Raw genomic sequence first — 15,598 nt, forward strand, 5'->3', positions numbered from 1 at the left:
TTGATCTCGCTCCCTCGTGTGGCACCGGTACGTGTCGCGTGACTCAGGAAAGCCCGAGGTCCCGGTCGACAAGATCGAAAAGCTCCTGGTTGCTGGCGACGCGCAGCCGGTCGGCCACCTCGGCGGCCTCGTCGGGCCGCTCCCCCGCGCCCCGGTCGGCGGCGCCGAGGCGTTCCAGCAGCCGGTGCAGCCGCATGGTGACCCGCACCCGGCCGAGGTCGTCGGTGTCGCGCCGGACGAGGGCGGCCTCCAGCTCGTCGAGTTCCTCGACGGTCGGCAGCGCCTGCACGGACGCCTCGCTGACCAGCTCGCCGCGCAGGTGCTCGGCGAGCGCCTGCGGGGTCGGGTAGTCGAACACCACCGAGCTGGCCGGGCTGAGGCCGGTCTCCTTCGCGAGCCGGCCGCGCAGCTCCACGGCGGTCAGCGAGTCGAAGCCGAGGTCCCGGAACGGCCGGTCGGCCTCCAGGGCGTACGGGCTGTCGTGGCCGATGACCTCGGCGGCGGCGGTGCGGATCAGGTCGACCAGCAGCCGGTTCTGCTCGGCGGTGGTGAGGTCGGCGAGCCGCTTGCGCAGCCCGGTGCGGACCTCGTCGCCGCCGTCGGCGGCCGGGTCGGTGCCGACGCGCTGGGCCGCCACCTCGGGCAGGTCGGCGATCAGGGGCCGGGGCCGGGCGGAGGCGAAGACGGGGGCGAAGCGGGCCCAGTCGACGTCGGCGACGGTGAGCACGGTGCCGTCGCCGGTGATCGCGGCGCGCAGGGCGGCCATCGCGGGTTCCCGGTCGAGCAGGGACACGCCGCGCCGGCTCATCGCGACGGCGTGGTCGTCGCTGACCATGCCGCCGCCGGCCCACGGTCCCCAGTTGACGGAGACGACCCGGGCCCGGCCGGCGGGTCGGGACTGCGCCCACGCGTCGAGGAAGGCGTTGCCTGCGGCGTACGCGCCGTGGTCGCCGACGCCCCACGCGGCGGCGATGGACGAGAAGTAGACGACCAGCTCCAGGTCGTCGGGGTCGAGGAACTCGTCGAGGTGGCGGGCACCGGCGGTCTTGCCGGCGACGACGTCGGCGAGTTCGTCGGTGCCGACGACGCTGACCGGGTTGAGCCGGCCGACGCCGGCGGCGTGCACGACGGCGCGTACGGTCTCGCCGTCGCGGCGCAGGCCGGCGACGAGGGCGGCGACGGCGTCGCGGTCGGCCAGGTCGCAGGCCACGGCGCGGGCGTGCGCGCCGAGGTCGGCCAGCTCGGCGAGGGTGGCGGCGACGCCGGGCGCGTCGGGGCCGCGCCGGCTGACCAGGATGAGCCGGCGCGCGCCGTGCCGGGCCAGCCAGGCGGCGGCGTACGAGCCGATCGCGCCGGTGCCGCCGGTGATCAGCACGGTGTCCGACGGCTGCCAGGCGGGGGCGTCGGGCCGCTCGGCGCGGGCGGCGCGGGCGAGGCGGCGCAGGTGGGTGCCGAGGGGACGCACGGCGAGCTGGTCCTCGGCGTCGGTGTTGGTCAGCGCCCGCAGCAGGTGGTCCCCGGCGGCCGGGTCCAGCTCGGCGGGCAGGTCGAGCAGGCCACCCCAGTGGGCGGGGTGTTCCAGGGCGGTGACCAGGCCGAGGCCCCAGGTGGTGGCCTGGGCGGGGTGGGCGATCAGGTCGCCGGGGCCGGTGCTGACGGCCTGCCGGGTGAGCAGCCACAGCGGCCCGGCGGGGGCGGCGTCGGTGACGGCCTGGACGAGGGCGAGGTTGCCGGTGAGCCCGGCGGGCACGGCCGGGTGGTCGGGGTGGGGGCGCTCGTCGAGGGCCAGCAGCGACACGGTACGGGTGGCCGTGCCGGCCGCGAGCAGCGCGGCGAGTTCGGCGCGGGTGGCCGTGGCGGGGTCGACGGCGAGGGTCCGCACGGTGCCGCCGTGCGCGGCGACCAGCGTGCCGATCCGGTCGGCGGTGTCGGCGATCCCGTCGGCGCTGGCGTCGGTGCCGGTGGCCGGCGGCGTGTCGCCGCCGTGCTGGCCGGCGGCCGGGCCGGTCTGCGCCCCGGCGGGGACGACCAGCAGCCACTCCCCGGTGGCGGGGCCGGCGGTGAGGCGGCGCTGCGGCCAGGTGATGCGGTAGCGCCAGCCGTCGACGAGCGCGTCGGTCTGCCGCTGCCGGTGCCAGTGGGCGAGGGTGGGCAGCTGGTCGCGCAGCGGCCGGTCCGGGTCGACGCCGAAGTGGGTGGCGAGGGCGTCGCCGTCGGCGTCGGTCACGGCCTGCCAGAACGCCTCGTCGGCGGTGCCGGCGGCGGGGGCGGCCGGCTCGGCGGTGCGCAGCACGTCGCCGTCGCCGACGGGCCAGAACCGCTGGTGCCGGAAGGCGTACGTGGGCGGGGTGACCGGGTCGGCGGCGGGCAGCAGGGCCGCCCAGTCGACCCGTACGCCGTGGCAGTGCAGCCGGGCCAGCGCGCCGAGCAGCGCCTCGGCCTCGCTCCGGCCGGGCCGCTGGACGCCGGTGACGAGGGTGCGGCCGGCGTCGGGCAGCGCGTCGGCGGCCAGGGCGGTGAGCACCGTGTCGGGGCCGACCTCGAGCAGCGCGGCGACGCCGAGGGTGTGCAGGTGCTCGACGGTGTCGGCGAACCGGACGGCGTCGCGCACGTGCCGTACCCAGTAGTCGGGGGTGCAGATCTGCTCGGGGTCGGCGACCCGGCCGGTCAGGTTGGACACGAGCGGGACGGTCGGCGGGGCGTAGTCGAGGCCGGCGGCGACGGCGGCGAACTCGGCGAGCATCGGCTCCATCAGCGGGCTGTGGAACGCGTGGCTGACGGTGAGCCGCTTGGTGCGTACGCCGAGGGCGGCGAAGTGGTCGGCCAGGTCGGTGAGGGCGTCGGCGGCGCCGGAGACGACCACGGCGGCCGGGCCGTTGACGGCGGCGACGGCGACCCGGCCGGCGTACGGGGCCAGGGTCGCGGCGACGTCGGCCTCAGGCGCGGCGACGGCGAGCATCCCGCCGCCGGCCGGGAGTGCCTGCATGAGCCGGCCCCGGTTGCCGACGAGCGCGCAGGCGTCGGGCAGGCTGAGCACCCCGGCGACGTGGGCGGCGGTGATCTCGCCGACGGAGTGCCCGGCGACGAGGTCCGGCACGATCCCCCAGCCGGCGAGGAGCCGGTGCAGGGCCACCTCGACGGCGAACAGGCCGGCCTGGGTGAACACGGTCTGGTGGATCAGGTCGGCCTCGGCGCTGCCGTCGGCGGCGAACAGCACCGCCTTGAGCGGCCGGGGCAGGTGCGCGTCGAGATGCTGGCACACCTCGTCGAGGGCCTCGGCGAAGGCGGGGAACGTCCGGTACAGCTCGCGGCCCATGCCGGCGTGCTGGGCGCCCTGGCCGGAGAAGAGGACGGCGAGGGTGCCGCCGGGCTCGGCGACGTCCCGGGTGAGGGTGGGGTGGTGCTGCCCGGCGGCGAGGGCCCGCAGCCCGGCCACGTACGCGTCGCGGTCGGCGGCGAGCAGCACGGCCCGGTGCCGCAGGTGGGAGCGGCCGGTGGCGAGCACCCGGGCGACGGCGGCGTCGCTGGCGGCGTCGGCGTCGGCCTCGGCCTCGGCCCAGTCGGCGAGGCGGGCGGCCTGGGCGGCCAGCCCGTCGGCGTCGTCGCCGGAGACCACCCAGGGCAGCAGCGGCGGCGCGGGCGGCTCCGCGTCGCCGGCCTGCGGCTGCGGCCGGTCGTCGGCGGGCGGGGCCTGTTCGAGGATGACGTGGGCGTTGGTGCCGCTGACCCCGAACGCCGACACGGCGGCCCGGCGGGGCCGGTCCACGGCGGGCCACGGGGTGGGCTCGGCGAGCAGCGCGACCGCGCCAGCCGCCCAGTCGACGTGCGGGGTGGGCTCGTCGACGTGCAGGGTGGGCGGCAGCAGGTCGTGCTGGAGCGCCATGACCATCTTGATGACGCCGGACACGCCGGCCGCGGCCTGGGTGTGGCCGATGTTCGACTTGATCGAGCCGAGCAGCAGCGGCCGGTCGGCGGGCCGGTCCTGCCCGTACGTCGCGAGGAGCGCCTGCGCCTCGATCGGGTCGCCGAGGCGGGTGCCGGTGCCGTGGCCGTCGACGGCGTCCACGTCGGCGGCGGTGAGCCGCGCGTTGGCCAGGGCCTGCTGGATGACCCGCTGCTGGGCGGGGCCGTTGGGGGCGGTGAGCCCGTTGGACGCGCCGTCGGAGTTGGTGGCGGAGCCGCGTACCACGGCGAGGACCCGGCGGCCGTCACGGCGGGCGTCGGAGAGCCGCTGGAGCAGCAGCAGGCCGGCGCCCTCGCCCCAGCCGGTGCCGTCGGCGGCCCCCGCGAACGACTTGCACCGGCCGTCGGCGGCGAGGCCGCGTTGCCGGGCGAACTCCAGGAACGGGCCGGGGGTGGCCATCACGGTGACGCCACCGGCGACGGCCGTGTCGCACTCGCCGGAGCGCAGCGACTGCACGGCCAGGTGCAGGGCCACCAGCGACGACGAGCAGGCGGTGTCGACGGAGACGGACGGGCCCTGCAGGCCGAAGGTGTAGGAGAGCCGCCCGGAGACGACGGCCGCCACGTTGCCGGTGGCCTGGTAGCCCTCGGTCTCGGCGCGGGCGGCCATCAGCAGCGTGGCGTAGTCCTGGCCGTTGGTGCCGACGAAGACGCCGGTGTTGCTCTCCCGCAGGTCGGCGGGGGCGATGCCGGCGCGTTCGAACAGCTCCCAGCCGGTCTCCAGCAGCAGCCGCTGCTGTGGGTCCATCACCAGCGCCTCGCGCGGGGAGATGCCGAACAGCGCCGCGTCGAACCCGGCGACGTCGGCGACGAAGCCGCCCTCGCGCACGTACGAGGTGCCGGGGGTGTCGGGGTCGGGGTCGTAGATGGCGTCGAGGTCCCAGCCCCGGTCGGCGGGGAACCCGGCGATGGCGTCGCGGCCGTCGGCGACGAGCCGCCACAGGTCCTCGGGGCTGGCGACGCCGCCGGGGTAGCGGCAGCTCATCGCGACGATGGCGATGGGCTCGTCGAGGGCGGCGGCGGCCCGGGTGGGCGCGGCGGCCTGCTCGGTGACGCCGAGGATGCGGTCGGCCAGCCAGCCGGCGAGCAGCGTCGGGGTGGGCCGGTCGAAGACGAGGGTGGCGGGCAGCCGCAGGCCGACGGCCTCGCCGAGCCGGTTGCGCATCTCCACGGCGCTGAGCGAGTCGAAGCCGATCTCCCTGAACGGCCGGTCCGCCCCGATCGCCTCGGCGGAGGCGTGCCCGAGCACGGCGGCGGCGTGCACCCGCACCAGCTCCAGCAGGGTGCGGCGGCGCTCCGGCTCGGCGAGACCGGCGAGCCGGCCGCGCAGCGGGGACGCCTCGGCCGGCTCGTCGTCGTCGCGGGTGCGGGCGGCGAGGATCCGGGCCACCTCGGGGATGTCCTCGATCAGCGGCCGGGGGCGGGTCATCGCGAACGTCTGGTGGAACCGGTCCCAGGCGATGTCGGCGACGGTGAGGGTGGTGTCGTCGTCGGCGAGGGCGCGGGCGAGCACGGCCACGGCCAGGTCGGGGCGCATCGGCCGCACCCCGGAGCGGAACATCTGGTCGGCGGCGCCGTCGGTCTCCAACATGCCGCCGCCGTCCCACGCGCCCCAGGCGACGGCGGTGGCGGCGAGGCCCCGGCGGCGGCGGTCCTCGGCGAGGGCGTCGAGGAAGGCGTTGCCGGCGGCGTAGCCGCCCTGGAGGCCGCCGCCCCACACGCCCGCGCCGGAGGAGAAGAGCACGAACGCGGACACGTCGCCGCCGAGGACCTCGTCGAGGTTGACCGCCCCGGCGACCTTGGCGTGCAGGCCGTCGGCCAGCTCGCCGACGTCGGTGCCGGCGAGCGGGCCGGCGTGGGCCACCCCGGCGGCGTGGAACACGGCGTCGACGGTGACGCCGTCGGCGGCGAGCCCGTCGACGAGGGCGCGCAGCGAGTCGGCGTCGGCCACGTCGCAGGCCGCGACGGTGACGCGCGCGCCGAGGCCGGTCAGCTCGGCCTCCAGCTCGGCCGCGCCGGCCGCCGCCGGGCCCTGCCGGCTGGTCAGCACCAGGTGCGCCGCGCCCTCGCGGGCCAGCCAGCGGGCCACGTGCGCGCCGAGGGAGCCGAGGCCGCCGGTGACCAGGGCGGTGCCGGCGGGCCGCCAGCCGGGCCGCTGCGGGGCGGGTTCGGCGGCGGCGCGGGCGAGCCGGCGGGCGAACAGGCCGGAGGTGCGCACGGCGACCTGGTCCTCGTGGCCGACGCCGGCCAGGACGGCGGCGAGCCGGCCCCGGGCGCGTCGGTCCAGCTTCGCGGGCAGGTCGACGAGGCCGCCCCACCGGTCGGCGTGTTCCAGGGCGGCGACCCGGCCGAGGCCCCAGACGAGGGCCTGCCGGGGGTGGTCGAGGGGGTCGGCGCGGCCGGTGGAGACCGCGCCGCCGGTGGCGCACCACAGCGGGGCGGTGATGCCGGCGTCGCCGAGGGCCTGCACGAGGGCGAGGGTGCCGGCGAGGCCGGCGGGGACGACGGGCCGCTGCGGGTGGGGGGTCTCGTCGAGGGCGAGCAGGGACAGCACGCCGGTGACGGCGGCGGCGTCGACATCGGCGAGGCGCGCGGCCAGGGCCGCCCGGTCGGCGTCGGCGACGGCCAGCGGGGTCACGTCCGCCCCGGCCTCGCCGAGGGCCTGCACGACCTGACCGACGATCGGCTGGCCGGCGTACGCGGCGGGCGCGACGAGCAGCCAGGTCCCGCCGAGGGTGGCGCCGGCGGCAGCGGTGAGCGGCGTCCACTGCACCCGGTAGCGCCAGGCGTCCACGGTGGACTCGTCGCGGCGGCGCTGCCGCCACGAGGACAGCAGCGGCAGGGCCTCGCCGAGGACGCGGGCGTCGGCGGTGTCGATGCGCATGGCGGCGGCGAGGGCGTCGGCGTCGGCACGTTCGACGGCGTCCCAGAACTGCCGGTCGGCGGGGTCGTCGGCGGCGGCGGCCGGTCCGGTGCGTACGGGGGCCTCCGGCCAGTAGCGCTGCCGGTGGAAGGCGTACGTGGGCAGCGGCACGGCCGGACCGGTGCGCACGCCGCAGACGGCGTTCCAGTCGGCCTCGACGCCGCGCACGTGCAGCTCGGCCAGCGCGGTGAGGATCCGGGCCCAGCCGCCGTCGCCCCGGCGCAGGGTGTTGACCACGGCCGCCTCGTGTTCGGCGGTGTCGATGGTCTCCTGCATGCCGAAGCTGAGCACGGGGTGCGGGCCGACCTCCAGGAAGACCTGGTGGCCGTCGGCGAGCAGGTTGCGTACGGCCTGCTCGAAGTTCACGGTCTCGCGCAGGTTGCGGTACCAGTAGCCGGCGTCGAGCGTGGTGGTGTCGGTCTGCTCGCCGGTGAGCGCGGAATAGAACGGCAGCTCGGCGGGGCGGGGGGTGATCCCGTCGAGGCTGGCCAGGAGCCGGCCGGCGACCGCCTCGACCTGCGGGGAGTGGGAGGCGTACTCGACGTCGATGCCTCGCGTGCGCACGCCGTCGGCGGCGCAGGCGGCGACGAGGTCGGCGAGGTCGTCGACGTCGCCGGCCACCACGACCGACCCGGGGCCGTTGACCACGGCGACGGAGAGCCGCCCGGCCCACCGCTTGAGCAGGTCGCGGGCCCGGTCGGCGGGCAGGGCCACGGAGACCATGCCGCCTCGGCCGGCGATGTCGACGAGCACCTGGCTGCGCAGGGCGACGATCTTGGCGGCGTCCTCCAGGGTGAGGGCCCCGGCGACGCAGGCCGCGGCGATCTCGCCCTGGGAGTGGCCGACGACGCCACCGGGGCGGACGCCCAGCGAGCGCCACAGCCGGGCCAGGGAGACCATCACGGCCCACAGTGCGGGCTGCACGACGCCGGAGGCGACCAGCGGCGGGGCGCCCTCGGCCCCGCGCAGCACGCCGGTGAGGGACCAGTCCACCCAGGGGGTGAGGACGGCCTCGCACTCGGCGATGGACGCGGCGAACACCGGGGAGCTGTCGAGCAGGTCGACGGCCATCCCGGGCCACTGGGAGCCGTGGCCGGAGAAGACGAAGACGGGGGCGGTGTTGCGCAGCGCCGTGCCGGTGACGACGCCCGCGACGGTCTCGCCGTCGACCAGGGCGGTGAGGCCCTGGGCCAGTTCGGCCTGGTCCTGGCCGAGCACGACGGCCCGGTGGCCGAACGCCGCCCGGGTGGTGGCGAGGGCGTAGCCGACCTCGGCCGGTTCGACCTCGGGGTGGGCGGCGAGGTGGGCGCGCAGCCGGGCGGCCTGTTCCCGCAGCGCGGCCCGGTCGGTGGCGGAGAGCACGAACGGCACGAGGCCGGCGTCGGCGGCGGCGCCGGGCCGGGACTCGGCGGCGACGGCCGGCTCGGGGGCCTGTTCGAGCACGACGTGGGCGTTGGTGCCGCTGATGCCGAAGGAGGAGACGGCGGCGCGGCGGGGCCGGTCGACGGCCGGCCACGGCGTCGCCTGCGTGGCCAGGGCGACGGCCCCAGCGGTCCAGTCGATGTGCGGGGACGGCTCGTCCACGTGCAGGGTGGGCGGGACGAGCCCGTGCCGCAGCGCGAGCACCATCTTGATCACCCCGGCGACGCCGGCGGCGGCCTGGGTGTGCCCGATGTTCGACTTGATCGACCCGAGCAGCAGCGGCCGGTCGGCGGGCCGGTCCTGCCCGTAGGTGGCCAGGAGCGCCTGGGCCTCGATCGGGTCGCCGAGGGTGGTGCCGGTGCCGTGGGCCTCGACGGCGTCCACGTCGGCCGGGGTCAGCCGGGCGTTGGCGAGGGCCTGCCGGATGACGCGCTGCTGCGACGGCCCGTTCGGCGCGGTGAGACCGTTGGACGCGCCGTCCTGGTTGACGGCCGTGCCGCGCACGATCGCGTAGACCCGCCGGCCGTCGCGCTGCGCATCGGAGAGCCGCTGCACGAGCAGCATGCCGACGCCCTCGCCCCAGCCGGTGCCGTCGGCGGCGGCGGCGAACGACTTGCACCGCCCGTCGGCCGACAGGCCGCGCTGCCGGGAGAACTCGACGAACGTCCCCGGGGTGGCCATCACGGTGACGCCGCCCGCGAGGGCCAGGTCGCACTCGCCACTGCGCAGCGCCTGCGCGGCGAGGTGCAGGGCGACCAGCGACGACGAGCACGCGGTGTCGACGGTGACGGCGGGCCCCTCCAGGCCGAACGTGTAGGCCACCCGCCCCGACAGCACGCTGCCGGAGGTGCCGGTGCCGATGTAGCCCTCCACCTCGGCGGGCAGGTCCATCAGCCGGGAGGCGTAGTCGTGGTACATGACGCCGGCGAACACGCCGGTGCGGCTGCCGCGCAGCCGGTGCGGGTCGAGCCCGGCGGACTCGAACGTCTCCCACGCGGTCTCCAGCAACAGCCGCTGCTGCGGGTCCATGGCCAGGGCCTCGCGGGGGCTGATGCCGAAGAACCCGGGGTCGAACTCCGCCGCCCCGTAGAGGAAGCCGCCGTGCCGGGTGTACGAGGTGCCGCTGTTGGCCGGGTCGGGGTCGAACAGGGTGTCGAGGTCCCAGCCCCGGTCGGCGGGGAACTCGCTGATCCCGTCGCCGCCGGTGGCCAGCAGCTCCCACAGCTGGTCCGGGTTGTCCGCGCCGCCGGGGAAGCGGCAGGCCAGGCCGACGATCGCGATCGGGTCGTCGAGGCCGGTGGCGGTGGCCGCCTCGGCCGGGGTGACGGTGGCGGCCCGGTTGCCGGCGAGTTCCGCGTACACCTGGCCGGCGAGGATGCGCGGGGTCGGGTAGTCGAACACCAGCGTGGACGCCAGCCGCAGCCCGGTGGCCGCGTTGACCCGGTTGCGCAGGTCCACCGCCGTCAGCGAGTCGAAGCCCAGCTCCCGGAACGCCCGGTCCGCCGGCACGGCGTCCGCGCCACCGTGCCCGAGGACCTGCGCGACGAGGCCCCGCACGAGGGCGTCGACCTGGTCGCGGGCATCCTGCGGGTCCAGGCCGGCGATCCGGTCGGCCCAGTTGCCGTGGCCGGCCTGCCGGCGGGTGGGCACCGCGCCGAGCAGCACCCGCAGCAGCGACGGCACCCGGCCGGCGACCACCCGGGACCGCATGGCCGGCACGTCGAGCACGGCCGGCACGAGGGCGGGCCGGCCGGCGGCGAGGGCCGCGTCGAACAGTTCGAGGCCGGTGTCGGCGCTCATCGGCGAGATGCCGGCGCGGGCCGAGCGCGCCCGGTCGGCGTCGCCGACCGTCGCGGCCATCCCGGCGGTGTCCCACATGCCCCAGGCGAGGCTCGCGGCGGGCAGGCCGGCCTGCCGGCGGTACGCGGCGAGGGCGTCCAGGAACGTGTTCGCCGCCGCGTACGCGGCCTGGCCGGGTGAGCCGAGCACCCCGGCGACGGAGGAGTACACGACGAACAGGTCGAGGTCCCGCCCGGCGGTCGCCTCGTGCAGGTGCCACGCGGCGGCGGCCTTCGGGGCGAGCACCCCGGCCAGCCGCTCGGGGCTGATCGCGGTGACCACGCCGTCGTCGAGCACGCCGGCGGTGTGCACGACGCCGGCCAGCCGGCCGCCGACCCCGGCGACGAGGGCGGCCACCCGGTCGGGGTCGGTGACGTCGGCGGCGACCACCTCGACGCGGGCGCCCAGGCCGGTGAGCCGCTGCGCCAGCGCGTCCGCGCCGGGGGCCGCCGGGCCCTGCCGGGACACCAGCAGCAGCGACCGGGCCCCGTACGCGGTGACGAGGTGCTCGGCGACGAGCGCGCCGAGCGCGCCAGTGCCGCCGGTGACCAGGACGGTGCCGTCGCCGAGGACGGGCGCGGCCGGGGCATCGGCCGGGGCGGCGGCGCGCACGAGGCGCGGGGTGAGCACGGTGTCGCCGCGCAGCGCCACCTGCCCGCCGGTGGCGGCGGGGTCGTCGGCCACCCGGGCGAGCACCGCCAGGGCGGCGGCGTCGACACCAGCGGCGTCGGGGTCGGCGGCGGTCAGGTCGGCGGCCAGGTCGGCGAGGACGATCCGGTCGGGGTGCTCGGACTGCGCCGAGCGCAGCAGGCCCCACACGGCGGCCCCGGCGAGGTCGGTGACGGGGTCGTCGTCGCGGGTGGCCACCGCGCCCCGGGTCAGCACGACCAGCCGGGTGTCGGCCAGCGCGTCGGCGGCCAGCCACGCCTGGACCACGCCGAGCATGTCGGCCGCGACGGCCCGCACGACGTCGGGCAGGCCGGCGGGCGAGACGTCGGGCAACCCGGAGCGTTCGGCGGCGGGCAGGCCGCCTTCGGAAGAGGCGGCGGGCGCGGGGAGGACCGGGAGCACGAGTGCGCGGGGCAGCCCCTCCCCCGCCTCGCCGGCGGCGGCCAGCACCGCCGCCACGTCCGCGAAGACGGGCAGGTCGAGGGCCCACACCGGGCGGGAGGGGGTCAGCAGCGCCCAGCCGGTGGGCTCCTCGGCGGGCGGCACCTCCTCGGCCTGCCAGGCGACCTCGAACAGCGAGCGGGCGGCGACGCCGGGGGCGGTCAGGCCCGTCATCTCCCGCAACGCGAGGGCGTCCACCGACACCACGGGGGCGCCCGCGCCGTCGGTGGCGACGAGCCGCACCGCCGAGCCGTCGCGGGTCAGCCGCACCCGCAGCGCCGTCGCCCCGGACGCGTGCACCTGCACGCCGGAGAACGCGAACGGCACCCGGGGGCCGCCGTCGGTGTCGGCGAGCAGCGCCCCCACGGGGTGCAGGGCGGCGTCCAGCAACGCCGGGTGCACGCCGAACGCGGCGGCGGGCCCGGCGGCCTCCTCGGGCAGGGCGACCTCGGCGTACACCTCGCCGTCGCCGGTCCACAGCCGACGCAGCCCCCGGAACGCGGGCCCGTACGCCAGGCCGCGCCCGGCGAGGGCGTCGTACCACTGGGCGAGGTCGACCTCGGTGGCCGCGACGGGCGGCCACACGCCGAGGGCGGGCTCGTCGTCTGCGGCGGGTTCGAGGACGCCCTCGGCGTGCCGGACCCAGCCGCCCTCCGGGTCCTCCTCGGCCTGGGCGTGCACGGTCACCGCACGGGCGCCGGTGTCGTCGGCCGCGCCGACGCGCACCTGCACGCGGACGCCGCCGGCCTCGGGCAGGGTCAGCGGGGTGGCGACGGTCAACTCCCGCACCCGGGACGCGCCGACCTCGTCGCCGGCCCGCACGACCAGCTCGACCAGGGCCGCGCCGGGCACCACGACGACGCCGGAGACGGCGTGGTCGGCGAGCCAGCCGTGGGTGGCCAGGGACAGCCGGCCGGTGAGCAGCACCATGTCCTCGCCGGCCACGGAGACCGCCGCGCCGAGCAGCGGGTGCCCGGCCGCGCCGAGGCCGGCGCCGGTGACGTCGGCGATCCGGCCGACCGGCTCCAGCCAGTACCGCTCGTGCGCGAACGCGTACGTTGGCAGGTCGACCCGGCGCGCGCCGGCCCCGGCGAGCAGGGCGTCCCAGTCGACGGGCAGGCCGTCGGCGTGCAGCCGGGCCAGGGCCTCCAGCAGGGCGCGCGGCTCGGGGCGGTCCTTGCGGGCCAGCGGCACGAGCACGGCGGTCGGGTCGGTGAGGCAGCTCTGCGCCATCGCGGTGAGCACGCCGTTGGGGCCCAGCTCGACGTACGTGCCGACGCCGGCCTCGGCGAGCCGGTCGACGGCGTCGGCGAAGCGGACGGCCTCGCGGACGTGCCGCACCCAGTAGTCGGGGCTGCACAGCAGCTCCGGCCCGGCGACCCGGCCGGTCAGGTTCGACACGATCGGCACGGTGGGCGGGGAGAACGTCAGCCCGGCGGCGACGGCGGCGAACTCGGCGAGCATCGGGTCCATCAGCTCGCTGTGGAACGCGTGGCTGACCCGCAGCCGGTGGATGAGGGTGCCCCGCTCGGCCCAGTGGGCGGCCACCTCCTCGACGGCGGCGGCGTCGCCGGAGACGACCACGGCGGCGGGGCCGTTGACGGCGGCGATGCCGATGCGGCCGGTCACCCCGGCGAGGGACTCGACCACGGACGCCTCGTCGGCGGCGACGGCGAGCATCGCCCCGCCGGCCGGCAGGGCCTGCATGAGCCGGCCCCGGGCGGCGACCAGCGTCGCGGCGTCGGCGAGGGTGAGCACCCCGGCGACGTGCGCGGCGGCCAGCTCGCCGATGGAGTGGCCGACGAGGTAGTCGGGGGCGAGCCCGAACGACCCGGCGAGCCGGAACAGCGCGACCTCGACGGCGAACAGCCCGGCCTGGGTGAACACGGTCTGGTGCAGCAGGTCGACCTCGGGCGTGCCGGCGGCGGCGAACAGCACCTCGCGCAGCGGCCGGGGCAGGTGCGCATCGAGCGCGGCGCACACCTCGTCGAGGGCGGCGGCGAACACGGGGAACGCCTCGGCCAGCTCGCGGCCCATGCCGGGGCGCTGCGCGCCCTGCCCGGAGAAGAGGAACGCGACCCGGCCCCGGGGCGCGGCGGTGCCGGTGACGACCGGCGCGGCCGGCTCGTCGGCGGCGAGGGCGCGCAGCCCGGCGAGCAGCTCGGCGCGGTCGGCGGCGAGGACGACGGCCCGCCGGGGCAGCCCGGCGCGGGCGAGCGAGGACGCGGCGACGTCGACGGGGCGGGCGTCGGGGTCGGCGTCGAGGTGGTCGGCCCAGCGGCGGGCCAGCGCGGCGAGGGACTCCGGGCTGCGGGCCGACAGCAGGACCGGCGACAGCGGCGGGACGACGGCCGGCGCGGCCGGGTCGGGCTCCTCGGCGGCGGGGGCCTGTTCGAGGATGACGTGGGCGTTGGTGCCGGAGATGCCGAACGACGACACGGCGGCCCGGCGCGGCCGGTCCACGGCGGGCCACGGCCGGGGCTCGGTGAGCAGCGACACGGCCCCGGCCGACCAGTCGATGTGCGCAGACGGCGCGTCGACGTGCAGGGTGGCGGGGAGCCGGCCGTGCCGCAGCGCCTGCACCATCTTGATCAGCCCGGCGACGCCCGCGGCGGCCTGGGTGTGGCCCAGGTTGGACTTGACCGAGCCGAGCCACAGCGGCTCCGCCCCGGCCCGGTCCTGCCCGTAGGTGGCCAGCAGCGCCTGCGCCTCGATCGGGTCGCCGAGGGTGGTGCCGGTGCCGTGCGCCTCGACGGCGTCCACGTCGGCGGGGGCGAGCCGGGCGTTGGCCAGGGCCTGCCGGATGACCCGCTCCTGGGAGGGGCCGTTGGGCGTGGTGAGGCCGCTGCTGGCTCCGTCCTGGTTGACGGCGCTGCCCCGGATCACCGCGTAGACGCGGCGGCCGTCGCGCTGGGCGTCGGAGAGCCGCTGGAGCAGCAGCACGCCGACGCCCTCGGCCCAGCCGGTGCCGTCGGCGGCGTCGGCGAACGACTTGCACCGCCCGTCGGGGGCGAGGCCACGCTGCCGGGAGAACTCGGCGAACACGCCGGGGGTGGACAGCACGGTGACGCCGCCGGCCAGGGCCAGGTCGCAGTCGCGCTGGCGCAGCGCCTGCACGGCGAGGTGCACGGCGACCAGCGACGACGAGCAGGCCGTGTCGACGGTGACGGCGGGCCCTTCGAGCCCGTACGTGTAGGCGACCCGGCCGGAGACGAGGCTGCCGGAGTTGCCGGTGCCGAGGTAGCCCTCGACGCCCTCGGGCAGGTCCAGCACCCGGGAGGCGTAGTCGTGGTACATGACGCCGGCGAAGACGCCGGTGCGGCTGCCGCGCAGCCGCTGCGGGTCCAGGTCGGCGGACTCGAACGCCTCCCACGCGCTCTCCAGCAGCAGCCGCTGCTGCGGGTCCATGGCCAGGGCCTCGCGGGGGCTGATGCCGAAGAAGGCCGGGTCGAACTCGGTGGCGTCGTAGAGGAACCCGCCCTGGTCGGTGTAGGAGGTGCCCGGGTTGTCCGGGTCGACGTGGAACAGCCGCTCCAGGTCCCAGCCCCGGTCGGTGGGGAAGTCACCCAGCCCCTCGCGGCCGGCGTCGACGAGGTCCCACAGGTCGTCCGGGCCGCGTACGCCGCCGGGGAACCGGCAGGCCATGCCGACGACGGCCATCGGCTCGCGGTCCTTCGCCTCCACCTCGCGCACCCGCCGCCGCGCCTCGCGCAGGTCGGCCGTGGCGCGCCGGAGGTAGTCGAGGAACTCCGCCTCAGTGGGCATCGGGCCACTCCGTATCGGGATCAGACGTCCGGGACATCCGGGTCAGGCCGTTCCGAGCTCGTCGTCGAGCAGGTGGAAGATCTCCTCCGCGGTGGCGGAGGCGAGCCCGCCGTCGCCGGTGCCGTCGTCGTCGGCGTCGGCCTCGGTGTGCGTCCACGCCGACAGCAGTTCCCGCAGCCGGTCGGCGACGGCGGCGCGGTCGGTGTCGTCGGCGGCGACGGCCCGCATGACGGTCTCCAGCTTGCTCAGCTCGCCGAGCACCGACAGCGCGGACGTGTTGCGCTCGGCGAGCAGCGCGCCCCGCAGGTAGCCGACGAGGGCGGTGGTGGTGGGCCGGTCGTAGACGAGGGTGGACGGCAGCCGCAGCCCGGTGGCGGCGGTGAGCCGGTTGCGGAACTCCACCGCCGTCAGCGAGTCGAAGCCCAGCTCCACGAAGCCCTTGTCGGCGTCGATGTCACGCAGCGACGCGTACCCGAGGACCGCCGCCGCGTGGGTGCGGACCAGGTCGGACAGCACCCGGTCGCGCTCGGCCTCCGCGGTGGCGGCGAGGGTGTCGCGCAGCGCCGCCACCGCGGC

General features: G+C 77.7%; 2 protein-coding genes. Both read right to left on the bottom strand.

The features are described 5' to 3' along the window. Positions 1-43: 43 nt before the first annotated feature. On the bottom strand, positions 44-15,022 hold the full coding sequence (locus LPA42_RS04760) for a type I polyketide synthase (RefSeq protein WP_077940469.1): 14,979 nt from the start codon (positions 15,020-15,022) through the stop codon (positions 44-46). Between the two features lie 42 nt (positions 15,023-15,064). Then, positions 15,065-15,598: phosphopantetheine-binding protein (locus tag LPA42_RS04765; protein ID WP_228986346.1), on the bottom strand; the 534-nt coding region annotated here is incomplete at its 5' end.

This window comes from Micromonospora sp. DH13, from assembly GCF_020873825.1.
GTDB classification, from domain to species: domain Bacteria; phylum Actinomycetota; class Actinomycetes; order Mycobacteriales; family Micromonosporaceae; genus Micromonospora; species Micromonospora haikouensis.